The 22,293-nt window shown below is 72.6% G+C and carries 17 protein-coding genes; 7 read left to right on the forward strand and 10 right to left on the reverse strand.

Annotated elements, in window-relative coordinates:
- Positions 1–33: 33 nt before the first annotated feature.
- On the reverse strand, positions 34–1,746 hold the full coding sequence (locus ACT01A_RS17770; protein WP_445148423.1) for a hypothetical protein: 1,713 nt from the start codon (positions 1,744–1,746) through the stop codon (positions 34–36).
- Positions 1,747–1,805: 59 nt separating this feature from the next.
- On the opposite strand from ACT01A_RS17770, the gene ACT01A_RS17775 reads away from it, so the two are divergent.
- From ACT01A_RS17775 to ACT01A_RS17795, 5 genes are all read left to right on the forward strand, one after another.
- The gene (locus ACT01A_RS17775; RefSeq protein ID WP_445148424.1) at positions 1,806–2,945 is read left to right on the forward strand and encodes a molybdenum cofactor biosynthesis protein; all 1,140 of its coding nucleotides are present in this window, start codon (positions 1,806–1,808) and stop codon (positions 2,943–2,945) included.
- Between the two features lie 79 nt (positions 2,946–3,024).
- Positions 3,025–4,692, forward strand: a complete 1,668-nt coding sequence (locus ACT01A_RS17780) for a bifunctional metallophosphatase/5'-nucleotidase (RefSeq protein ID WP_445148425.1) — start codon at positions 3,025–3,027, stop codon at positions 4,690–4,692.
- A 42-nt stretch (positions 4,693–4,734) separates the two neighbouring features.
- Positions 4,735–5,682, forward strand: coding sequence for a UDP-glucuronic acid decarboxylase family protein (locus ACT01A_RS17785; RefSeq protein WP_445148426.1), 948 nt, complete (start codon positions 4,735–4,737; stop codon positions 5,680–5,682).
- 109 nt (positions 5,683–5,791) lie between these two features.
- Positions 5,792–7,306: a sugar transferase gene (locus ACT01A_RS17790; protein ID WP_445148427.1), complete on the forward strand. Its 1,515-nt coding sequence runs from the start codon at positions 5,792–5,794 to the stop codon at positions 7,304–7,306.
- 111 nt (positions 7,307–7,417) lie between these two features.
- Complete coding sequence (locus ACT01A_RS17795) at positions 7,418–10,006, forward strand: tetratricopeptide repeat protein (protein ID WP_445148428.1); 2,589 nt, start codon at positions 7,418–7,420, stop codon at positions 10,004–10,006.
- Positions 10,007–10,010: 4 nt separating this feature from the next.
- On the opposite strand, the gene efeB is transcribed toward ACT01A_RS17795, so the two are convergent.
- From efeB to ACT01A_RS17810, 3 genes are read right to left on the reverse strand one after another with little or no spacing between them, the layout of a single operon-like run.
- A complete protein-coding gene (gene efeB, locus ACT01A_RS17800; protein WP_445148429.1) occupies positions 10,011–11,234 on the reverse strand; it encodes an iron uptake transporter deferrochelatase/peroxidase subunit in 1,224 nt (407 codons plus the stop codon).
- 35 nt (positions 11,235–11,269) lie between these two features.
- Positions 11,270–11,722: a DUF2269 family protein gene (locus tag ACT01A_RS17805; protein ID WP_445148430.1), complete on the reverse strand. Its 453-nt coding sequence runs from the start codon at positions 11,720–11,722 to the stop codon at positions 11,270–11,272.
- On the reverse strand, positions 11,719–12,222 hold the full coding sequence (locus ACT01A_RS17810; protein ID WP_445148431.1) for a nuclear transport factor 2 family protein: 504 nt from the start codon (positions 12,220–12,222) through the stop codon (positions 11,719–11,721). Before ACT01A_RS17810 ends, ACT01A_RS17805 begins: the two co-directional genes overlap by 4 nt.
- 60 nt (positions 12,223–12,282) lie before the next feature.
- Here ACT01A_RS17810 and ACT01A_RS17815 point away from each other — a divergent pair, with 60 nt between their 5' ends.
- Together ACT01A_RS17815 and ACT01A_RS17820 are read left to right on the forward strand one after the other, a co-directional pair.
- Positions 12,283–12,858, forward strand: a complete 576-nt coding sequence (locus ACT01A_RS17815) for a TetR/AcrR family transcriptional regulator (RefSeq protein ID WP_445148432.1) — start codon at positions 12,283–12,285, stop codon at positions 12,856–12,858.
- 161 nt (positions 12,859–13,019) lie between these two features.
- Complete coding sequence (locus tag ACT01A_RS17820; RefSeq protein WP_445148433.1) at positions 13,020–14,408, forward strand: hypothetical protein; 1,389 nt, start codon at positions 13,020–13,022, stop codon at positions 14,406–14,408.
- 41 nt (positions 14,409–14,449) lie between these two features.
- Here ACT01A_RS17820 and ACT01A_RS17825 read toward each other — a convergent pair whose 3' ends face one another.
- The 6 genes from ACT01A_RS17825 to ACT01A_RS17850 all read right to left on the reverse strand — a co-directional run bounded on the left by ACT01A_RS17825 (position 14,450) and on the right by ACT01A_RS17850 (position 22,281).
- On the reverse strand, positions 14,450–15,523 hold the full coding sequence (locus ACT01A_RS17825; protein WP_445148434.1) for a glycosyltransferase family 4 protein: 1,074 nt from the start codon (positions 15,521–15,523) through the stop codon (positions 14,450–14,452).
- 8 nt (positions 15,524–15,531) lie between these two features.
- On the reverse strand, positions 15,532–17,625 hold the full coding sequence (locus ACT01A_RS17830; protein WP_445148435.1) for an O-antigen ligase family protein: 2,094 nt from the start codon (positions 17,623–17,625) through the stop codon (positions 15,532–15,534).
- 46 nt (positions 17,626–17,671) lie between these two features.
- Positions 17,672–18,286, reverse strand: coding sequence for a hypothetical protein (locus ACT01A_RS17835; RefSeq protein ID WP_445148436.1), 615 nt, complete (start codon positions 18,284–18,286; stop codon positions 17,672–17,674).
- A 64-nt stretch (positions 18,287–18,350) separates the two neighbouring features.
- Complete coding sequence (locus ACT01A_RS17840; RefSeq protein WP_445148437.1) at positions 18,351–19,445, reverse strand: glycosyltransferase family 4 protein; 1,095 nt, start codon at positions 19,443–19,445, stop codon at positions 18,351–18,353.
- Positions 19,442–20,602 (reverse strand): glycosyltransferase, encoded by a 1,161-nt coding sequence (locus ACT01A_RS17845; protein WP_445148438.1) that lies wholly within the window; start codon positions 20,600–20,602, stop codon positions 19,442–19,444. The genes ACT01A_RS17840 and ACT01A_RS17845 overlap by 4 nt, the downstream gene beginning before the upstream one ends.
- Positions 20,599–22,281, reverse strand: a complete 1,683-nt coding sequence (locus ACT01A_RS17850; protein ID WP_445148439.1) for a glycosyltransferase — start codon at positions 22,279–22,281, stop codon at positions 20,599–20,601. The genes ACT01A_RS17845 and ACT01A_RS17850 overlap by 4 nt, the downstream gene beginning before the upstream one ends.
- Positions 22,282–22,293 lie beyond the last annotated feature (12 nt).

The raw sequence follows: 22,293 nt of genomic DNA on the forward strand, positions 1-22,293 counted from the left end.
GCGTCATGCCCACGACCCCCTCGGAGCTTTGCCTCAGCAGACCTTGATCGTGGCCTTGATCGACTTCGTCGGCGACTTGCCCTTGGAGACCTTGATGTAGGCCCGGGCACGCACGGTGATCGTCGAGCCGGACTTGGTCCCAGCCTTCACCGTCAGCTTCTGCGTGTAGGGCGCCTTCTTGTCGATCTTCACGCGCTTGGAGCCGATGTAGAAGTCGGCGCGGCGGACCTTGACGAAGCGATTGCCCTTGCGCTTCTGCTTCTTCCAGGTGAGCGTGACCTTGAACGTCCGGCCCGGCGAGACGCACGTGTTCGGCGTGCCGAGCTTGATCGTGGCGCCGGGGACTGCGGCGGTGGTGGTCTTGGTCGGGCTCTTGGGCTTGGCGGGCGTCGTTGGGGTCGCGGCGCCGACGGACACGCCGTAGGTGGCCGAGCCGCTGTTGCCCGCGAGGTCCTTGAACGTCACGGTGACCGTGTAGGAGCCGGCCGACGGGAACGCCAACGTCGCTGGGTTGCCGGTCGCGTTGGGCACGCCGGTGGCCGACCAGGCGAACGACGCGGGGTCGATCCCGCTGCCGCCCGCGTTGTCGGCGACGTTGGCCGTGTAGGTCACCGGCGTCCCGACCGTCGCCTTCGACGGCCCGGAGATCGTCCCGGCCGGCGCCACGACGTCGGGGATCGCGTTGGCCGTCGTCGAGGTGACGATGCGCCCGCCGCGGCCGGCCACGACCGCGTTGCCGGCATCGAGCTTGTCCACGGCCAGCCAGGCGGTGGTGGCGTCGGCGCCGTCGGCCTTCTGGACGTAGGCCTTCGGGCCGTCGGGGTCGACGAGGATCTGGCCGCCGTTGCCGGCGATCAGCGCCGAGCCGCCCGCGACCGACACGCCGTTGAGGCCGGACAGCGCGTACTTGTCGCCGTTGGGGAGGTCGGTGATGAACTCGAAGTCCGACCCGCTGTTGGGGCTGAAGCCCATCGAGAGGTTGCTCGCGCAGGCGTCGACGACCCAGATCCGGTTCGGGGCGTCGCGGTCGACGGCGATGCGGGCGCGCTCCTGGTAGCAGTTGACCGAGCCGTCGGGCTGGCGGACGGCCGGGTTGGCGAAGCCGTCAGCGGTGAAGTAGCGCTCGCCGAAGTAGTACGTCAGGACGTAGACGACGGTCGGCGAGACCGCCTCGACGTCGCTGAGCGCGACGTTGCCGGGCACGCGGCAGGTGCCGTTGGGCTGGCGGCTGGCGTCGGAGAAGCTCGCGCCGTTGTCGATGGACCTCAGGACCATGCCGCGGTCGTCGCCGATGACGTAGACCGTGGCGTCGTCGCCCCAGCTGATCGCCGTGAGGCTGCCGGTCGGCGCCCCGGCGGCTGTCGGGTCGCCCGAGCACGGGCTCGCGCTGGTGCGCGTCGAGGTGGCGAGGGAGACGGCCGACCAGGTCTCGCCGCCGTTGGTGGTCCGCATCAGCTTGCCGCCGTTGAACGCCGCCAGGCCGACGGTGCCCGATGGGTTGAAGGCGATGTCGTTGACGGAGAGGCCGACGTTTGTGTTGTTCTTGACGGCGCCGCCCTTCAGGAGCGCGCCAGCGGCCGTCCCGTAGACGATCGAGCCGGGGGCGACGTAGTCGACGGCGGTGATGTCGGCGGTCGTCCCGGAGGCGACCGGCGACCAGATGCCGGCGGAGGCGGGCGCCGCGGCGGCGGCGAGCGATGCAAGGACAGCGGCCACAGCGATGGCGGCTCGGCGTGCGTTCAGCATGACTGCGCAACCGTAGACGAAGCGGCTGTTTGCGGCTGGACGTCCGTACTGTTCTTCGCGTGAAGGTCAGCGTGCGGTTGTTCGCGGGGCTGCGCGAGCGCGCGGGAAGGGACGAGCTGGAGCTCGACCTGCCCGAAGGCGCCCGGGTTGCGGACGCGCTGGCCGCGGTCGCGCACCTGGCGCCCGGGGTGTCGCTGGTCCTGGCGGTCAACCGCGAGTACGCCGACGAGGACATGGTGCTGCGCGCGGGTGACGAGCTGGCGGTCGTGCCGCCGGTCAGCGGGGGCGCGGTCTTCGACGGTCCGTTGTCGCTGGATGCCGTCGCGGCGCGCGTGGCCGACCCGCGCGCGGGCGCGGTCGTGACGTTCAGCGGGACCACGCGCGACGTCGAGTTCCTCGACTACGAGGCCTACGCGGAGATGGCCTCCGAGAAGATCGACGCGATCGTCGCCGAGGCGATCGAGCGCCACGGGCTGTGCCGCGCGGCGGCCGACCACCGCTTTGGCCGCGTCGCGCTGGGCGAGGCGTCGGTCGTGGTCGCGGCCAGCGCGCCGCACCGACCGGAGGCGTTTGCCGGCGCGCGGGAGATCATCGACCGGATCAAGGCGGAGGCGCCGATCTGGAAGCGCGAGGAGGGCGAGTGGGTCGAGGGCAGCGTGCCGCCGGTCGCCGCGACGGAGGACCCGGCCGCCGAGGCTCCGCCGGTCCTCGACGTCGCCATCGACGCGCGGCTGGAGCACGGCGGGCGCGTCCTGGTCGTCTTCGGGCGCGCGGAGGCGGAGGCGCGGGTCGGATGGCTCGGCGGGCGCTTCCACCAGCTCCGGTGCGCCGAGGCGCTGGATCCGGCCCCGGCGCGCGGCGACGCGGTCGAGGTCCGGCGGATCGGCGACGACGAGCTGCTCGGCGAGGCGACGGTCCTGGATGGCGGTGCCCGCCGCCATGGGCCGACCAACGACGCGCTCGTCCGGCTCGTCGCGCTGGAGCGCGGCGAGGATCCGCGCGAGGACGCGTCGATCGCGCCGCCGCCGCTGGACGCCGAGGCGCTCGCGCTGGAGGAGCGCTACGCGGCGGCGGGCACGATGCCCCCACGCGACGACGAGCTGACCGCCAACGAGCGCGCCGCCCTGTTCGCGCTGCGCGAGGCGGGCCGTGTCGTGCTGCGCGAGCGCGGCGTGCACGTGCACGTAGACCACTCCTAGACCGCCAACGTGGTCCGCGCGCGGACCGGTTCACCGGTCGGTCACGACCACTCACCGCGAGAAGGGAATCTGTGGCGGCGTGTCTCTACGCCTCTTGCTCTCCGTCCTCGCCGCGCTCGCCCTGAGCGCCGCTCCTGCCTCCGCCCACGGCGGACCGCACGGCCACCATGGTCACCACGGCCACAGCCATCACCACCCCAAGCCGCATAAGCCCGAGACCGTCCAGCTCCAGGTCCTCGGCGTCAACGACCTGCACGGCAACCTCGAACCGACGCTCGTCTCCGGTCAGGCCGCGGGCGGCGTCGCCTACCTCGGCTCCTACCTGGCCGCCGCAAAGGCCGCCGACCCGAAGGGCACGATCACCGTTCACGCCGGCGACACCGTCGGCGCCTCGCCGCTGATCTCGTCCTGGTTTCACGACGAGCCGACGATCGAGGCGACCAACCTGATGGGGTTGGACGTTGGCACGCTCGGCAACCACGAGTTCGACGAGGGCGGCACCGAGATGCTGCGCCTGATCCGCGGTGGGCATCGCTCCGACGGCAAGCAGTTCAAGGGCGGCGAGGACACGTCGGACCCGGACTTCCCCGGTGCCGACTACCCCTACGTGTCGGCGAACGTCACCTACGCCGACAACGGCAAGTACGTGCTGCCGCCGTTCACGGTGGTCAAGCGCGAGGGCGTCAAGGTCGGGATCATCGGCGTGACGACCACCGAGACGCCGTCGATCGTCGTCCCCGACGCCGTGGCGCCGTTCCAGTTCGGCGACATCAGCGACGCGGTCAACAAGCAGGTTAAGGTCCTTAACAAGCTCGGCGTCCACACGATCGTCGTGCTCGCGCACTCCGGCGGCTTCCAGGATCCGGGCACGGACCCGGCCGGCGAGATCCTCGACGAGACCGCGCAGATGAGCCCGGACGTCGACCTCGTCGTCGCCGGCCACACGCACTCGCTCCTGAACACGCGCGTCAACAACGCGCTGGTCGTTCAGGCCTACCGGTACGGCACCGCGTTCGACAAGGTCACGCTGACCGTCGACCGCCGCAAGGGCGACGTGACCGCGTCCACCGCCGACGTCGTCACGACCTACGACGACGGCGTCACGCCGCAGCCCGCGCTCGCGGACCTCGTTCAGACGTTCAAGGACCGGATCGCGCCGGTGTCCTCGCGCGTCGTCGGCACCGCGGCCGGTCCCGCCACCCGCGACGTCACCGCCGCGGGCGAGTCCTCGCTCGGCGACCTGATCGCCGACGCCCAGGCCCACGAGACCGGCGCGCAGGTCGCGCTGATGAACCCGGGCGGCATCCGCGCCGACCTCAAGGCGGGGCAGCTGACGTTCGGCGACCTCTTCGCGGTCCAGCCGTTCGACAACGGCTTGGTGAAGATGACGCTCACCGGCGCGCAGCTGAAGGCGGTGCTGGAGCAGCAGTTCCCGGCCGCCGGCGACAAGATCCTGCAGGTCAGCGGGATCAAGGAGACCTACGACAAGACCCGCGCCGAAGGTGACCGGATCACGTCGCTGACGCTCGCCGACGGCACGCCGATCGATCCCGCCGCGACTTACACCGTCGCCTGCAACTCGTTCCTGGCGACGGGCGGCGACGGCTTCACGGTGTTCAAGGACGGCACCGGCGTGACCTCCTACGGCACCGACGTCGACGCCCTCGAAAACCATGTCGAGGCGCTGAGCCAGCCGTTTGCCATCCCCGACCCGGTGTCCGCACCCCGCATCACACGGACCGCCTGATCGGCGGGACCGCCGGTGACCAGGATGGCTACGCTTTCAGGCATGGCTACCTGTCTGGTCACCGGCGGCGCCGGCTTCTTGGGCTCGCATCTCTGCGACGAGCTGCTGCGCCGCGGCAACCGCGTCATCTGCGTGGACAACCTCGAGACGGGGACGCTGGCGAACATCGCCCACATCCGCGTTCCGGAGTTCACGCTGCTGCACAAGGACGTGATCGAGCCGTACTTCGTCGACGAGCCCGTTGACTTCGTCTACCACCTCGCCTCGCCGGCCTCGCCGATCGACTACCTGCGTCTGCCGCTGGCGACGCTGAAGGTCGGCTCGCACGGCACGCACCACACGCTCGGCCTGGCCAAGGCCCATCGCGCGCGGTTCCTGCTGGCCTCGACCTCTGAGGTCTACGGCGACCCGCAGGTCCACCCGCAGCCCGAGTCCTACTGGGGCCACGTCAACCCGATCGGCCCGCGCGGCGTCTACGACGAGGCCAAGCGCTATGCCGAGGCGCTGACGATGGCCTACCACCGCCAGCAGGGCGTGGACACGGCGATCATCCGCATCTTCAACACCTACGGCACCCGCATGCGGCCGCACGACGGCCGCGCGATCCCGACGTTCCTGCGCCAGGCCCTGACCGGCAAGCCGATCACGGTCTTCGGCGACGGCTCGCAAACCCGCTCGTTCACCTACGTGGACGACCTGATCCGCGGCATGATCCTGCTCGCGGAGTCCGGCTACCACGAGCCGGTCAACATCGGCAACCCCAACGAGTTCACGCTCCTGGAGCTGGCCGAGGCGGTCATCGAACTCACCGGCTCGAAGTCGGAGATCGTCCACGAGGCGCTGCCCACGGACGACCCGCAGATCCGCCAGCCGAACATCGACCTCGCCAGGCAGGTCCTGAGCTGGGAGCCCACGGTTCAGCTGCGCGAGGGGCTTCAGCGCACGCTCGACGAGTCGGGCGTAGACCTGCTCGTCGGCGCGGCACGCTAGCGTCTAAGGGCTGCTGGAGGCGGGCTTGGGCCTGACCTCCGGCGCTTGGACGCTTTCTTGTATGCCGAATCCGCGACATCTGCCACCCTTGTCCGTTGAGGAACCGCAGATGCCCGACGTCAACCCAGCGGATTTGGCCGGCGGCGTGAAGCTCCCGCCGATCGACGTGCTCCCTGACCGGGACATGCGTTCCAAGCGGCCGCCGTTGCTGTCGTTCCTGCTGCGGTGGTCGACGCTGCGCCGCGGCGCGCGAGTGATCTCGCTGCTGGCGCTGGACCTCGCGGCGATCATCCTGGCGATCTTCACCGCGCTGTGCCTGAAGGCGCTGGCGCGCGACGCCTGGGAGCCGAGCGTCTCCTGGGAGCAGGCCAAGGAGTACGTGCCGTTCGCGTTCCTGGTCGCGTCGCTGCTGTTCGCGCGGTCGGGGTTGTACGCGGAGCGGTCGCAGCGCCCGGGGCTCACGCGGATCGTCGCGTCGCTGTTTCAGACGACGCTCGTGGCGCTGATCTTCGCGGTCGTCAACGGCGAGGAGTTCTCGTCGTACTACATCTTCTACGGCACGCTGTTCTTCGGGGTCGCCTACGTGTCGACCGCCCGCTACGCCTACGAGCAGTTGACCGGCTGGATCCTGCGCAGCGCCGGCTACAAGCGCCGCGCGGTGCTTGTCGGGACCGGCGAGCAGATCGAGGACGTCGCGCACGCGCTGCTGGCCTCGGGCGGCCACGCGCCGGTCACGGTCGTCGGCTTCGTGTCGCTGACGCCGCGGCCCGACAACGGGCTGCGGTCGCTCGGCACGCTGGAGGAGATCGGCGACATCGTCGGCGACAACAAGGTCGACGAGGTGATCATCGCCGACCCGGCGTTCCCGCAGCAGAAGGCGCTGGAGCTGGTCGACACCTGCCACCAGCGCGGCGTCGTGGTGCGGATCGCGCCGTCGACGATGGAGATCCTGATCCACCGCGCGGAGTTCGTGCCGGGCCAGTCGGTGCCGCTGTTCGAGCTCAAGCCGCCGGTCTTCGACGGGATCGACTTCGCGCTCAAGCGCACGTTCGACGTCGCGGTGTCGTCGTTGCTGTTGTTGGTGTTGTCGCCGCTGCTGCTCGTGTGCGGGGCGCTCGTGCGCTTCTCCTCGCGCGGGCCGGTCTTCTACCAGTCGTGGCGTCCGGGGATCGGCGGCGTGCCGTTCGCGTGCCTGAAGTTCCGGACGATGTACGCCGACGCCGACCGTCGCCAGGCCGAGCTGGAAGAGCGCAACGAGGCCTCGGGCGCGCTGTTCAAGATGCGCCACGACCCGCGCGTGACGAAGGCCGGCCGCCTCCTGCGCCGCTTCTCCATCGACGAGCTGCCGCAGCTGATCAACGTCCTGCGCGGCGACATGTCGTTGGTGGGTCCCCGCCCGCTGCCCCAGCGCGACTTCGACCGCCTCGAGGACTGGCACAAGAAGCGCTACCTCGTGCTTCCGGGGATCACCGGCCTCTGGCAGGTCTCCGGCCGCTCGGATCTCGACTTCGACGACCTCGTGCGGTTGGACTTCCTCTACCTCGAACGCTGGTCGGTCTTCCTCGACCTGACGATCCTGGTCAAGACGGTGCCCGCCGTCTTCACGCGCCGCGGCGCGTTCTAGGCACTGAGCCCGCCTCACCTGGGCAGGACCCTGGCTGATGGTCGAGGGTGCCGCAGAGCAACGCTCATCGATATTGCCCTCTCGTCGGTAAGGGGCGTACGGTCGAGCATCATGCGCTGGTTCTTGGTGTTTCTCGCCTTCATGGTCCCGTTGGCCGGCTCGACCGCCGTTGCGGCGGCGTCGGCGTCCGCGGACGCCGCCCATCAGCGGCTGGCCGCTCAGTTGGAGCGAGACGGGAGCCTGCGCGCGGCGTACGTGGAGCTGGGCAAGATCAAGGCCCCGACCAAGGCGCAAACCACCCACCGCGCGCACGTCGCCGCCGCGGTGCAGGCGGTCGCCGCGGCGGCCGCGCTCCAGCGGGCGAAGGACCCAGCGGGCGCCCAGGCGACGCTCGACGCGGCGCGCGGGAAGCTCGACATCGACGCGGACCGCAACGTGATCGTCGCGCTGGCGCGGCGATCGGCTGCGGTGGCTGCGGCCGCGCGCGTGCCCGCCGACCGCCAGGCGCGGGCGGCGATCCGCAAGGGCGACGCGCTCGTCGACCAGGAGCACTGGGCGCAGGCGGCCGAGATCTACGAGTCGGTCGCGACCAAGCCCGCGGGCTCGGTCAGCCCCGAGCTCGCGCAGCAGGCGACCGTCAAGCAGCTGGCCGCCGAGCAGAAGGCCGTCGAGGAGGAGCCCTCGCCGACGGCCGACTTCTTCACGTCCGTCTGGCACACGCTCCGCGACGGTCTCCAGTGGCTGCTGCTCGCCACGCTCCTCGTCGCGGTCTGGCTCGCGCTGATGGGGATCCGCGCTTACCGGCGCGCCCGTCCGGTGAGCGAGCAGACGTCGCTGCTGCTCGTCGACGCCACCGCGGACGGCAAGGACCAGGAGGCGCAGAACCTCGCCCTGCGCAACGAGTTCGCCGACGCGGTCCAGGAGGTGCGCTACAGCAGCCTCGGCGTGGAGGGGGCTGACGTGGACGAGCGCCGTGACCTCGACGGCACCGCTGCGCCGGCCATGGTCCGGCCCAGCGACGACGGCGAGCTCGACGCGCTCGTCAAGGACGTGCAGCTCAGCGTCGGAGCGGTGAAGGTCAAGCCGTTTCAGCTGATGGCCTTCTGGCGCTGGATCTGGGAGCGCCCGACCGAGCACCAGATCACGGGCACGCTGCGCGCCGACGGCAAGGGCACCGAGATCTGCCTCGACCTTGGCCGCAACCACTGGAGCGCCGGGCGGGTCGACGAGGACGCTCGGGCCGCGGTGATCCGCGACGCCGCGCAGAAGTACGTGGTCGAGTCCGGCTACTCCTACATCACGACCAGCTGGCGGAGCTTCGCGGCCTACACCGACGGGCTGGACGCGCTGGCGCGGGCGAGCAAGGCGACGCCCGAGGAGCGCGAGGCGGCGCTCGACGGCGCGCGGGCCTTACTGGAGCGCGCGGTCTGCCAGGACGGCGGGAACCTGCCGGCGCGCCTGCGCCTCGCGGCCGTGCTCGGGGCCCTCGGCCGCAACGGGGAAGCGGCGGCGCAGTTCGCCCGGCTCATGGAGGACTTGCGCCGGCCGGGCCGCGTGCCGAGCACCGCCAAGGACTTCGTCAAGCGCCATCCCGAGCTGTTCTGGGTGGCCGCGATCAACTGCGCCATCACGCTGGGCAAGGCGACCGATGGGCGCCGGTACTCGGTCCTGCGGGATCTGGCGGTCCTCGTCGCTGCGCTGGGCCCGGACGGGACCGAGCCGCCGGTCCTGGACACCGACGAGCTGGCAGACCTTAAGGAGCGGCTGGCGACGCGGGAGTACCCCGACGTCCGGCCCGACGCCCTCGACCGGCGGCGCCTGTACATCGTCGTCCTGTCGGCGTGGGCGGCGCAGCTGGCCATCACAGTCGACCGGTCCGACAAGGGGCTGAGCCCCGAGCAGCTCGAGCGCCTGAAGTCCCGTCGCATCCGGGTGGCCGCGCGGTTGCGGGAGGTCAAGAGCGAGCTGGCCGAGGTGAGCGGGTCGGACCTCAGCGCGGCCGGCGGGCAGGCCGACGCCGTGCTCGAGAACGCGCTCGCCCGCGTCGAGCTGCGTCGCGGGCGCAGCGAGAACGCGCGGGAGGCGGCGGAGCGCGCCCTGGCGCTCAACCCGGACCTGGGCGACGCGCACGTCACGCTGGCCAAGATCGCCATGGCTGACGAGGAGGGCGACGACTGGAGCGACGAGGCCGAGCGGCATCTGCGCGCGGCGCTCGCGCTCAGCCCGAACGACCGGCGCGCGCGTCGCGAGCTGGGGCGGCTGTACCGGAAGATCGGGGACCCGACCGCCGCGAAGGAGGTCCTCCAGGTCAAGGCCATGAGGACCGATTGGCGGGCGCTCGAGCTGCTCGGCGAGATCGCGCTGGACGGTGACGACTACGCGGGCGCGATCCCGTACCTGGTCCGGTCCCAGGGGCGCAACCCGTCAGGCGACTACCGCGCCGAGCGGCTCGTGCAGGCGGTGTTCGACCTGCGCAACGTCGACGGGGCGACCCTGCTGAAGGTCCAGGGCAACGCGGCCATGGACGCGGCCGATCGGCTGATCAAGGCGATCCCCAAGGATCCGGAGCACGAGGCGAAGCGCGACGCGGCCGTCGGCCGCAAGGCGTTGCTGGGCGAGGTGGTCGACGAGCTGACGGCCCGGCGCGTGGACCCGCCGCCGCACGACGAGCAGCCCGTGCCGCCGAAGGTCTCGGCCTGAGGTCCTAGGCCTCGAACAGCGCTTGGCCCACGTAGCCGCCGGGCGCGATGCCCGGCGGAATCGCCCACAGGCCGGAGCCGACGTGCTTGATGTACTCGTTGAGCGCGTCGTTGGCGCCGAGGTGGTTCTGGAGCGCGATGAAGGCGGAGGGGTCGCGCATGTAGGCCAGGAAGAAGAGGCCGGCGTCGAGTTGGCCGAGGGATTCGAGGCCGTCGGTGAAGGAGTAGCCGCGGCGCAGGATCTTGATCCCGCCGTTGGTGTCGGGGTGCGCGAGGCGGACGTGGCTGTCGGCGGGCAGGGCTTTGGGCTTCAGCGTCTGGAACTCGTCGGTGCCGCCGAGCGGCGCGCCGATGACCTTGGTCCGGCCGATGGTGGCCTCCTGGTCACGCAGCGAAGCGCGATCCCAGACCTCGATCAGCATCCGGATCCGGCGCGCGACGAGGTAGGAGCCGTCCTTCAGCCAGGCCGGCTCGTCCTTGTCGGCACCGACCCAGACGGAGCGCTTGAGCTCGGCGGCGTCCTCCAGCTTGATGTTGGCCGTGCCGTCCTTGAACCCCATCAGGTTGCGTGGCGTGGCCTGCGCGCGGGAGGTCGTGGAGGTCCTGCCGAAGCCGAGCTGGGACCAGCGGACGGTCACTAGGCCGCGGCCGATGCGCGCGAGGTTGCGGATCGCGTGGAAGGCGACCTGCGGGTCGTTGGCGCAGGCTTGGACGCAGAGGTCGCCGTCGGAGCGGTCGCGGTCCAGCGTGTCGCCAGGCAGGTCGGGGAGCTGGGTCAGCTTGGCCGGCTTCTGCTTGGCGAGGCCGAAGCGGTCGTCGAAGAGCGCCGGGCCGAAGCCGAAGGTGACGGTCAGGTTGGCGGGCGTGAGGTCGAGCGCCTCGCCGGTGTCGTCGGGCGGCGCGAGCTGCGCGCCCGCTGCGCCGCCGCCGATCGGCTGGCCGCCGGCCATCGTCTCCGCGGCCGTCGTCCAGTCCTTCATGAGCTGCTTGAGCTCGGCGGCCTTGACGCCGGCGACGACGTCGAAGGCGGCGAAGTGCAGGCGGTCCTGCGCGGGTGTGGCGATCCCGGCCTGATGGGCGCCGTGGAACGGGACGATGTGCGAGGCGCCGCCGGGCGTGCCGTCGTCGTCGCTGCCGTCCTGGCCGGCCGCGTAGCCGACACCGGCTGCTGCGGCGGCTGCGGCGGTCGCGCCGCCGGTGACGAGGAATGCGCGTCGGGTGAAGGCCATGGTTCGGGCGCCCCGAGTTAGGGCGACCGAAGATGTTAGGGCCTAACGGTCATCAGGAAGATCACGACGAGCACGAGCGCGCCCAGCGCGGACTCGGTGATCAGGTAACGACGGTAGACGCGGTCGTACTCGGAGCCGAAGCCGGCGGTGGCCAGCGTGGAGAGCCGCGCCGTGTCGCGGGTGATCAGACCGCCGGCCAGCGCGATGATCACGATCGCGGTGAGGCCCGCCTGCACGTAGGGCTGGTCCCACTGATGCTCCTTGGTGGCGAGGTAGACCCCGGCGGCGAAGAGGATCACCGTGCCCGGACCGGTCAGCCAGACGCTGAAGCGGTGCTGGGCGTCGTGGACGCCCGGCAGCGTCTCGGGATGGCGGCGGCGCAGGTAGGGGATCAGCGCGGGGTAGGCGAAGGGCAGGCCGAAGGCCGCGAAGGCGGCGATGATGTGGATGGCCTTGATGGCCAGCTCCAGCGTGACCGCGGCGATCATGCGGTGACCGCCGTCGTCGCGTCGCCGCCGCGCGCCGCCAGCGCCTGGTCGAACGCCGCCACCTTCTGGGTGTCCTCGTAGACCTCCTCGCGCACGACGCGCCCGAAGCGCGTGCGCAGGACGAGCACCGCGCGGTTCTCGTAGATCCGCTCACCGGTGTCCGGGTCGTGGGCGTGATCGTCGAACTCCAGCGCGATCCGCGTCGCCCACGGCGGGCCGCCGGTCCAGATCGCACCCAGCTCGCCGCGCAGGCCGGCGTCCAGGAACCGGCGCAGGAACGCCTCGACCTCGGCGCGCCCGCGGTAGGTCGCGCCCCACGAGTGCTCGCCGGGGAACGTCATGACGACGTCCGGGTGGTAAATGGACAGCAACGGCGCCGGATCGCCGTCCATCAGCTGCGCCACGTTGCGGCGCAGCAGCGCCCGCACCGCCGCGCCGTAGGCCGCCTGCGCCGCCAGCGCGCCGACCGCTCCCGCTGCCACCTTCGCCCGTCCCGACATGCCCTGCCCTCCGGATTAGGTAGATCGCTCTAGCGGGATCGTACGGTACGCTCGGCTTCGATGTCGACCCCCACGCGACAGCGGATCGTCGAGGCCGGCGCGGAGCTGCTCCGCGTCAAGGGCTACACCGGCACGGGCGTCAAGGAGATCGTGGCGCTCGCCCAGGCCCCGTTCGGCTCGCTCTACCACCATTTCCCGGGCGGCAAGGAGCAGCTCGGCGAGGAGGTCATCCGCTGGTCGGGTCAGATGTACGGGATGCTCGGGCCGGCGGTCTTCGACCCCGCGCCGGACGTCGTCAGCGGTGTGCGGGACTTCTTCGCGGGCGCGGCCGACCATCTGGAGGAGACCGACTGGCAGGACGCGTGCCCGATCGCGACCGTCGCCCTGGAGGTCGCTTCGACCTCCGAGCCGCTGCGGATCGCCACGGCCGACGTCTTCAGCTCCTGGATCGACGGCCTGGCGCCGCGCTTTGCCGCCGCGGGCATCCCGCAGGCGCGGGCGCGCGAGCTGGCGATCGCGATGATCGCGGGGCTTGAGGGCGCGTTCGTCCTGGCGCGCGCGTGGCGCTCGAAGGAGCCGCTGCACGTCGCCGGCGAGGTCGCGGCGCGCGCGGTTCAGGACGCGCTCGCGGCATAGCGGCCGGCAACGTCCAGCCAGGCCTCTGCAACCCTCGTCAACGACGAAGATCTCGAATACTCAGTTCTGGGTTGTCCATAGACGACCGTCGGATCGTCCTGCCCGAAGGAGGCGCATAGGTTCCTTAACGAACTGGCTCTCTCACAAATAGAGGTTCTGCAATGACCAGCAGGTGTCGTTCCGTCGGACGAGCGCTGTGCGCGCTGCTCGCCCTGTCCCTCGTGCTCGCCTCCACGAGCGCCGCCGCCGGCGAGCCGGCCGTCCAGGAGGCCCGCGGCAAGATCCACTCCAGCCTCGACCTCGCGGTTCAGCAGGCGCAGCGCGACGACGTGCCGCAGGGGCCGTTCCCCGCGCTGTCCGAGACGCAGGACGCGATCACGGCCCAGTACGCCAAGGACAAGGGCGTCAGCGAGAAGCAGGCCGCCGCCGTCCTGGAGGCGCAGCGCCGCGGGACGAACATCAACGTCGTGCTCCGCCGCGTGCTCGGCGACCGGTTCCTCGGCGCGGACTTCGACGCCGCCAAGCCGGGCTACGTCGCCTACGTCTCCGATGGCGCCGACACGAGCGAGGTCACGGAGTTCGCCAAGGCCCGCGAGATCGGGGTGACGATCGAGACGCGGCCGTTCACCGCCTCCGAGCGCGACGCCGCAGCGGATGCGCTGCGCGACCGGCTCGAGGACGCCATCAAGGCCGGCGACGTCGACGTCCAGTCCTCGAGCAGCGAGGTCGTCGTCAACACGAAGGCCGCCAAGGGCGGCGCCGAGTACTCGCGGCTGCAGGAGCTGGCCGCTTCGCAGCCGGTGCGCGTGCGCGTCACGGCGGACGCCTCGAAGCTCGTCGCCACCCAGCCGACGGGCTGCAACAACATCTGGTGCGACGCGCCGTTCCGCGCGGGCGAGCGCTGGGTGCTGCAGCAGACGAGCCAGTTCTGCACGTCGGCCTTCCCGGTGACCTCGCCGGTCGACAGCTGGCACCGCTTCGTCCTGACCGCGGGTCACTGCATCGGCGCGGGCCAGCAGGTCGGCAAGTGCACGCTGTCGCAGTGCTGGGGCGCTGGCCTCGGCACCCAGTACTCGGGGTACTTCCCAGGCGGAGACGGCGGCATCCTGCGGCTGGAGAACTTCTACTCCACGTGGGGCGCGTGGTGGTACCCCAGCGTCGCGGACAGCCTCCCGACGAGGCCCAACTACCTGCCGGCCAACGGCGAGTACATCTGCCACGTCGGCTCGGGCTACAGCGGGACGGCCACGTCGCCGGGCACGCAGTACAACCTGCTCTCCTGCGGCAACGTGGGCAACAACAACTACACGTACTACAACACGTCCGTGGGCGCGTGGTTCTACTCGATGATCTACGGGACCGGCGGGTGCATCCAGGGTGGCAACAGCGGCGGCCCGTGGCTGAACCCGAGCACCGGTCAGGCGGTCGGGATCACCTCGACCGGCAACCCAGGCCCGGACAACGCGATGAACTGCAGCACGGCAGTCTGGACCGCGGAGCCCGTCGCCAACGCGCTCGCGGTGCTCGGCGTGTCGCTGATGACGTCCTGACGGGCGGCGGGACGCAGCAGCCCCAGGACGGCGCCGCGGCCTCAGGTCGCGGCGCCGTCGTGCAGGCCGCGGCGGCGTTCCTCGGCGCGTTCGCCGGGCAGGACGTCGACCAGGAGGTCGTGGATGCGCTCGGCGTAGGTGTCGGCGCCGAAGCGGGCGGCGGCGGTGCGGGCGGCGGTGGACATCGCGGCACGGTCGTCGAGGACGCGCAGGACCGCGACCGCGAGCGCGGCGGTGTCGCCAGGCTCGACCAGCGCGCCGGTGACGCCGTCCTGGACCAACTCGGGCAGGCCGTCGACGCGGGTGGCGACGACCGGCGTCCCGGCAGCCATCGCCTCGGCGACCACGGTCCCGAACGGCTCTTGCAGCGAGGGCAGCACGAGGACGTCGAGGTGGCCGAGGATCGAGGCGGCGTTGGTCACGCGGCCGACGTGGTCGACCTCGTGGCTGGCGCGGACCGCGGCCGCGTAGTCGGACTCCTCGTCGGCGTAAGGGTCGTCGCCGACGATCACGATCCGGACGTCGGGGCGGGCGGCGCGGATCGCGGGCGCGGCCTTGACGAGGTCCAACGCGCCCTTGCGTGGGATCAGGCGACCGACGAAGCCGATCACCGGGCCGGCGGGCGACGTCGGCCAGGGCGGCTCCGGCGCCTGGATGGGATCCAGGTCGACCGGGCAGCCGATCACGTGGACGTCGAGCGGATCGAGGCGGGCGCCGACCGCCTTTGAGTCCGCCAGCACCAGGTCCGCGCCGTGCCAGTGGCGCGGCACGCGGTCGACGATGTCATGGACATGAAGAACGGTGGAGTGGCCGCGCAGCGCCGGCAGCAGGCGCCCGGCCACCGTCCCGTTCAGGTACGTGACGTCCGCGTCGCGCGACAACTTGCGCGCCCGCGGCCAGGACGCCACCGCCCGCGCGCCCGCGCCGTGCTCCAGGCCGCCGATCTCCAGGGGCTCCCACGGGTAGCCGGCCTCCGCCAGCTCGACGGTGTCCACCTTGCCCGGCGACGTCAGCGCGATCTCCCAGCCGCGCGCTCGCAACCGCCCCAACAACCGCAGCAGCCCGATCTCCGGGCCACCCGGCCGGTCGACCTGGCAGACGGCGAGCAGTCGCACTCGCCGGCTCAGCCCTTCTTCTTCTTGCGCTTCTCGGCCTTCTTGTCGGCCTTTTCCTTGGCCTCTTGCGCCGCCTTCGCCTGGGCCTGCTGCGTCGCGAGGCGCAGCGCGTCCAGGTAGTCCTGCGCGCCGGTCGGCGACTGCGGGTCCAGGTACAGCGCGGGCCCGAGCAAGCGCATCGCCAGCACCGGGTTGCGGTCCTGGTCGACCGTGAACCGCGACAGGTACTCCCACGTCGACGGGTTGGACGGCTGTAGCCGAACCGCCTCGATCAGCGCCGCGCGCGCCCGGTCGGGGTGCTGGGCGACGTTCTCCACGACCGCGCGCGTCAGCAGCGGGTCGATCGACAGCGGGTTGCGGTCTTCGGCCTGCTTGGTGTAGGCCAACGCCTTGTTGTAGTCTTTATCGGCGACGGCGAGCGCCGCGTTGTCGGCGTGCACCGACCGCAGCGGCTGCCACGCCACCCACGCCGCCAGAAGGCCGAGCGCCAGGCCGCCGACCGCCCACGCCACGCGCTCCGGCCGGCGGATGCCGGCGCCCAGGCGGGTGCCGAGGTCGCGCGGCTCCGGTGCCGGCTCGTGCAGCGGCCCGCGTCCGACGACCCAGCCGGCCGCCAGCAGCGCGAGCACCGCGGTGCCCGGGATGTACCACGTCCAGTCGACGAACGAGTGCACACCGAAGACCAGGACGAGCGTCGCCAGCGTCGCCATCGCGACGTGCTCGGGGCCGTAGGCGACGCGTGGTCCGGAAGGCGATCGCCACGGCGCGCGCCAGCCGAGCGTCCGGCCGGTCGCCAGGATCCACGCCAGCAGCAGCAGGCCGGAGACGCCGAGGCCGAGCACGCCGAGGTCGGCGGCGGTCTGCACCGCGTAGCCGTGTGCGTGGCGCACCGCGAGGTTGTCGTTGCGGTAGCGCAGGCGCGCGGTCGCGTAGCCGCCGGCGCCCACGCCCTTGGCCGGGTAGGCCTTGAAGATCTTGATCGACTCGTCCCAGTACTTCGCACGCACCGAGCCCACCGACGTCAGGCGGCTCGGGTCGTTGAGGACGGTCGTCTGGTCGTTGGGATCGGTCAGCGACTTCCAGCCGTCGGAGATCGAGCCGCCCAGGCCCTTGGTCGACATCGCCAGCCCGACGACGACCACGACCGGCATCAGCGCGACGCCGACGAGGATGACCGCGCCCGCCCGGCGTCGCGTGCCCCGCGACGGTGCGCGCATCGCCGCGCCGAAGCCCAGCGCGAGACCGGCCGCGAGCAAGACCACCAACATCGTCAGGACCGCGAGACCGAGCTCGTGCCCTGAGGTGGCACGCTCGTCGATCGGCACCTTGTCCTTGGTCAAGGTGTCCTGCGCGAAGACCCAGAGCGTGACCGCCGCGGCGCCGACCGCGCCGACCGCCAGCACCGCCACGCCGCGCAGCCGCAGCGGGACGACCGCGAACCAGAACACGAGGCCGACGGCGAGCGCCAACAGCGACCCGCGCGAGTAGGCGAGCATCACGGTCAGCAGCTGCACGCCAACGATCGGGTAGGCGAGCGCGCTGACCGCCCCGTGTCCCGAACGCCGCGCGCCGAGCCACAGCGCCGCCGGCACGCCGAGCGCCGCGGTCAGCCCGACCGCGTTCCAGTAGCCGAACGGCTCGCGCAGTCGCGCGTAGTCCTCCTCGGCGGCCAGCGCGCCCGGGAAGACCTTCGTGAGCACCGCCCACAGGCAGATCGCCGTCGTCGTCGCGACGATCGCGCCGAGCAGGCCCGACCACCACGCGCCGACCGTGCGCGCCAGGATCGCGCCGCCCGCGAAGACCATCAAGTATGCGAACGTCCGGTTGGCCTCCAACAACGCGTCGGAGGGCTGGATCGCCCAGGTGATCGAGACCGCGGTCAGGATCGCCAGCGCGGCGAACAGCGCGATCGTCACGCCGCCCCACGCGCGGCGCGTGGACACGGCCAGCGCGGCCAGCGCCGCCAGGACGCCGCCGACGAGGTCGAGCACGATCTCGACCTTGGTCGTCGAGCTCAACGACAGACCACCGCCGCCGCGGAGCGCGACGGCGGTGAGCGCGGCGGCCATCGCCGCGCCGAACAGCAGCTCGGGTCCGGGCAATCGCGGCAGGCGCCGCCGAGCCCGGACGGAGCTCAGGAGGTGCGCGTCAGGCGGTGCGGCGACCGTTGACAAGGCGTCGGGTTCCGAGGGCGGTCGCGCCGAACGCGCCGAGGGCGAGCAGCGCGAGGATCGCGAGCAGGGGAGCCGGGAGGTCGGCCAGGCCGTTGGACTTGGCGCCGCCGAGGGCCCCGGGGGAGATCGGGCGGCCGTCGAGCTTGACGGGCGCGTCGCCGTTGGCGATGGCCTTCTGGAACGCGGCGCGCTCCGCGTCGGTGGCGCTGGCCAGCGGGTCGGGCGCGGGGCCGGACGAGGCGGTGCCGGTGTCGCCGTTGCTGCCGCCGCCGGTCGTGCCGCCGCCGGTGCTGCCGCCGCCCGTCGTGCCGCCGCCCGTGGACGAGCCGCCCGACGAGCTGCCCGAGGACGAGCCGCCGCTGAGCCGCGCACGCTGGATCACGTCGCGGCAATCGGAGTACTCGTCGACGTCGGCCGGCAGGTTGGCGAGCGCGTCGGCGTAGTCAGACTGCGAGTAGCGCTTGTCGAGCTTGCCGTCGTTGGCGCAGTCCTTGACGACGGCGTTGCCGCTGGCCAACGCGGCGCCAGGCACGGCGAGCAGCGCGGTCAGGAGGGCGAGGGCGATGGCGATCCGGTGGCGGAGGCGCATGGTCCGGCGGTGCGGGCCTCCGTGCTGGCGGTCGTGACGGTGGAGTCCCTGCGAGGTGGACACGTTAGCGATCCCCTTCCCGGCCCGCGCCGACGCTCACCAGGGCGGCAGATACGCCGTCGGCCCACGCGGCGAACGTGTGGGCGGCGACGTCGTCTGCGGCCGCCGCGCCGAGGCGCTGCCGCAGGGCGGGGTCCTCGTCCAGCTTGCGCAGCGCGTAGGACAGCGCGGGCGCGTCCCCGGCGGGGACGACGAGGCCGTTACGGCCGTCGCGGACGAGGCCCCCGGCGGCGGCGCCGGTGGCGGTGGTGGCGATGACGGGCAGTCGTTGGTGCATGGCTTCATTGGCCACCAGGCCCCACGGCTCGAGGAAGTCGCGGGTCTTGATGGCGGACATGACCAGGACGTCCGCGCCGGCGTAGAAGTTGCGCAAGGCGGTGGGATCGAGGCGTCCGGCGCGCGCGACGCCGGGCGGGAGGACGTCCTGCTCGTCGTCCGGTTCCCCAACCAGCGTGAGCGCCGCGCCGGGTGGTCCGAGTCCGGACAGGCGCCAGGCGTCGAGCAGCTCCGGCATCCCCTTGTAGCGGGCGGGGCGGCCGACGTTGAGCGCGACGAACGTGGCGCCGGCCGGACGGTGGGGCTCCGGCGCGGGCGCGGTCCAGAACGCGGCGTCGACCGCCTGGGGCGCGACGTGGACGTTGCGCGCGCCACGCGCCGCCACGAACGCGCTCACGTGCGACCCGTAGGTGATGACCGCGTCGGCGTTCTTGTACAAGATGCGCAGCAGCGGCGCGCCCGCCAGCGTGAACGCGGGCGTGCGCGGATGCGCCCACAGCGCGGTCCACAGCAGGAACGGGACCTTCGCACGGCGCGCGCCCGCGGCCGCCGCGGGCAGCGCGGTGCGCCCGGCGGTGCCGGCGATCACGGCGCGGAAGCGGCCGGAAGAAGCCAAGTTGTAGGCCTCGCGCTGCGAGATGGTGGTGAACGGCACGCCCGGGTCGGCGACGGCGCCGGTCGCGTGGTGCGAGCGCCCGCCGAACAAGGCCAACATGATGTCCTCGCGCTCGTGCAGTGCGGCGAAGGCGCCCGCGCGGTCGGGCGCGACGAGGTTGGTGACGAGCAGGACCGGCCGGCGGTCGGAGGCGGCCGCCGTGCTCACCCGTGCAGCGCCTCTTCGTATGCGGCGACGGTCGCCGCGCCGCACGCGTCCCACGTGAAGTGCGCCGCGACGGTCGCCTGGGCGGCGGCGCCGATTCGCGCGCCCCAGTCGTGGTCGAGCAGGTGGTCGATCTCGTGCGCGAGCGCCTCGGGGTCGCCGGGCGGGACGAGCCGCATGCCGTGGCCGACGCGCGCGATGTCCTCCGGGCCGGGCTCGCCGCGCGCGCCGATCGCCGGCAGTCCGGCGGCCATCGCCTCGACGTAGGCCACGCCGAACGCCTCATCGGTCGACGGCATCACGAAGACCGTGGCGTCGCGGCCGCGGCGCAGCGCCTCCTCGTGGGGCAGCGGGCCGGTGAACTCGACGCGCTCGGCGAGGCCGAGCTCGCGCGCCAGGTGGGCGAGGCGGTCGCGCTCGGGGCCGTCGCCGATCAGCCGGTAGCGCAGGTCCGGATGGCGGTCGCGCAGCACCCACATCGCGCGCAGGACGTCGGCCTGGCGCTTGCGGGCGATCAGCTGGCCGACGGTGACCAGCGTCGGGTGCGCGGGCGGGCGGCGCTCCATCGGCGTGAGGTCGGTGCCGAGGTGGACCACGTGTGTTCGGCGCGCGCCGAGGTGGCGGCAGGCGTCCTCGATGCCCAGCGAGTTGGCGAGTACCAGGTGCGCGGCGGAGAACGCGCGGCGGACGCGCTCGCGGCCGGCGGGCAGGCGCGCGGTGTGGAAGACGTCGCCGCCGTGCTCGGAGATCACCAGCGGCGTCTTCTCGCGCGTGCGCAAGACGGCGTCGGCGGACGGGATCGCGTAGTGCGCGTGGACCAGGTCGTAGGGGAACTCGCGGCGGATGCGGCGCAGTTCGACCGCCAGGCCGGGCGCGGCGAACGCGCCCCAGTAGGCGTACGAGCGCCCGCGCGGCGGTGAAACGAAGCGCAGGTAGCGGACGTCGAGGCCGTCGAGCTGGGTCCGGCGCGGCTGGTCCATCAGCTCGCGCCACGCCGCCGGGTCTTTGAAGCGCGCCGCGGGCGCGATCGGGCGGTGCAGGACGACGACGCGCACGTCGGCGCCGTGGTCGCGCGCGGCGAGCGCCTGGCGGTGCGCCCAGATCCCGAGCGCCGGGTCGGCCTGGCGCGGGTAGAACTCGGCGACGACCAAGACCTTCATGTCGCCTCGCCGATCCGGTGGGACGCGACCGTGCGGACCGCATCGCGGGTGACATACGGGCGACCGTCGAGGAAGCGCCGCGCCTCGGCGGCGGCGGTCTCGCGCGGGTAGTCGGCGGCGGCGGGGCGCAGCGTGTGGCCGATCGGGGTCGCGTCGACGACGCCGATCGTCCAGCCGCGCTCCTGGGCGACCGCCGACCAGTGCGCGTCCAGGCCCCAGCCCATCTTGAGGTCCTTGGGGAACGGCAGCAGCGCCGCGGCGGCGTCGCGGCCGAAGGCGGTGACCGGGCCGATCTCCACGAACGTGGTCTCGCGCCAGTCGCTGTCGCGTGCGCGGTAGGTCACGGGCCAGCCGGCGTGCGAGTGGCGGCGGTGGGCGGGCTGGGCGAGCTGAAGGCCGCCGGCCTCGGCGAGCGCGAGGAACGTGTCGAGGAAGTTGGTGGGGAACGCGACATCGTCGTCGACCACGAGGATCCAGTCGAACTCCGCCAGCGGCGCGTGGCGGGCGAGGAGCGCGTCGAGGTTCTCGAACTTGCCCAGGCCCGGCGCGGCGGGCGCGACGTCGATCGTGACGTCGTGGCGGGAGCGCGACAGCTCGGCGCGCGCGTCGGCCATCAGGTTGGGGACGTCGGTGCGCTCGACGCCGACGACCAGGACGCGACGGCGGGGCGGGCGGCCGGCGGCGGCGCGCAGGGTGCGCCGGCGGGGCGCGGCGGCGAGGTCGAGCAGCGCGTCATGGGCGCGCAGGAGCGTCCCGCGCTTGCCGGCGACCAGGCCGCTGCGGCCGGAGAGGAAGTCGTCCACGCCGGGCGTCGCGGCGGGCGGCGGCGGGATCGTCAGGCGCTCGTCGAGCAGCGACCGCAATCGCCCGAGCTGGTGCGCCGTCAGGATCGGTCCGTTGGCGCAGCGGAAGCGCGGGCCGTGGGCGATGCAGCCGGCGAGCGTGCGCAGCTCCTCCTGCGGCGTCGGCGCGGTGTCCTTGAAGACGTCGAAGCGGCGCGACGCGCGGCCGCGCTTGTAGGCGGCGCGCGCGAGCGACGCGACGCGGGCGTCGTCGCCGGCGCGGCGGTGGTCCAGCGCGGCGCCGGCGATGTAGCGGATGCGCCCGCCGCCGGCCTTCAGGCGTTGCTGCCACTCCTGCTCGTCGCCGTAGAGCTCGCGGGACTCGTCGAACGGGCCGACGCGTGTAAGCGCCGCGCGGCGGACGGCCATGTTCGCGCCCCACGCGTGCTCGGCGTCGGTGTCGCGATCGCCGAGGTCCAGGTGCGTGATCGGCGGCAGCTCGCGGCCGCAGAAGCGCGGGTGGTGGTCGTCGAAGCGCGCGAGGATCGGGCCGGTGAGGACGCCGACGTCGGCGGGCAGGGCGGCGTCGGCGACGATCAGCGCGGCCAGCCAGCCGGCGTGGACCTCGACGTCGTCGTCGACGTAGGCCAGCAGCGGCGCGTCGGTGTGGCGGGCGCCGGTGTTGCGCGCGGCGTTGAGGCCCATGCCGCGCGCGTGGGCGACGTAGCGCGCGCCGTGCCTGGCCGCGGCGGCCTTGGTCGCCTCGCTCGGCCCGTCGTCCACGACCAGGACGTCGGCGCCCAGCGCACGCGCCTGCGGCACGATCGACGCCAGCGCGACGTCGAGGTAGCCGGGGCGTCCAGCGGTGGGGAGGATGACGGCGGCGGGCGCGGGCACGGACACGACGGA

This window comes from Baekduia sp. Peel2402 (genome assembly GCF_052567285.1).

Excerpts from the sequence above, each read along its gene's own strand:
- ACT01A_RS17770 (WP_445148423.1), bottom strand. The coding sequence starts at position 1,746 with ATGCTGAACGCACGCCGAGCCGCCATCGCTGTGGCCGCTGTCCTTGCA.
- ACT01A_RS17785 (WP_445148426.1), top strand. The coding sequence starts at position 4,735 with ATGGCTACCTGTCTGGTCACCGGCGGCGCCGGCTTCTTGGGCTCGCAT.
- ACT01A_RS17790 (WP_445148427.1), top strand. The coding sequence starts at position 5,792 with ATGCCCGACGTCAACCCAGCGGATTTGGCCGGCGGCGTGAAGCTCCCG.
- ACT01A_RS17795 (WP_445148428.1), top strand. The coding sequence starts at position 7,418 with ATGCGCTGGTTCTTGGTGTTTCTCGCCTTCATGGTCCCGTTGGCCGGC.
- efeB (WP_445148429.1), bottom strand. The coding sequence starts at position 11,234 with ATGGCCTTCACCCGACGCGCATTCCTCGTCACCGGCGGCGCGACCGCC.
- ACT01A_RS17805 (WP_445148430.1), bottom strand. The coding sequence starts at position 11,722 with ATGATCGCCGCGGTCACGCTGGAGCTGGCCATCAAGGCCATCCACATC.
- ACT01A_RS17810 (WP_445148431.1), bottom strand. The coding sequence starts at position 12,222 with ATGTCGGGACGGGCGAAGGTGGCAGCGGGAGCGGTCGGCGCGCTGGCG.
- ACT01A_RS17815 (WP_445148432.1), top strand. The coding sequence starts at position 12,283 with ATGTCGACCCCCACGCGACAGCGGATCGTCGAGGCCGGCGCGGAGCTG.
- ACT01A_RS17820 (WP_445148433.1), top strand. The coding sequence starts at position 13,020 with ATGACCAGCAGGTGTCGTTCCGTCGGACGAGCGCTGTGCGCGCTGCTC.
- ACT01A_RS17835 (WP_445148436.1), bottom strand. The coding sequence starts at position 18,286 with ATGCGCCTCCGCCACCGGATCGCCATCGCCCTCGCCCTCCTGACCGCG.
- ACT01A_RS17845 (WP_445148438.1), bottom strand. The coding sequence starts at position 20,602 with ATGAAGGTCTTGGTCGTCGCCGAGTTCTACCCGCGCCAGGCCGACCCG.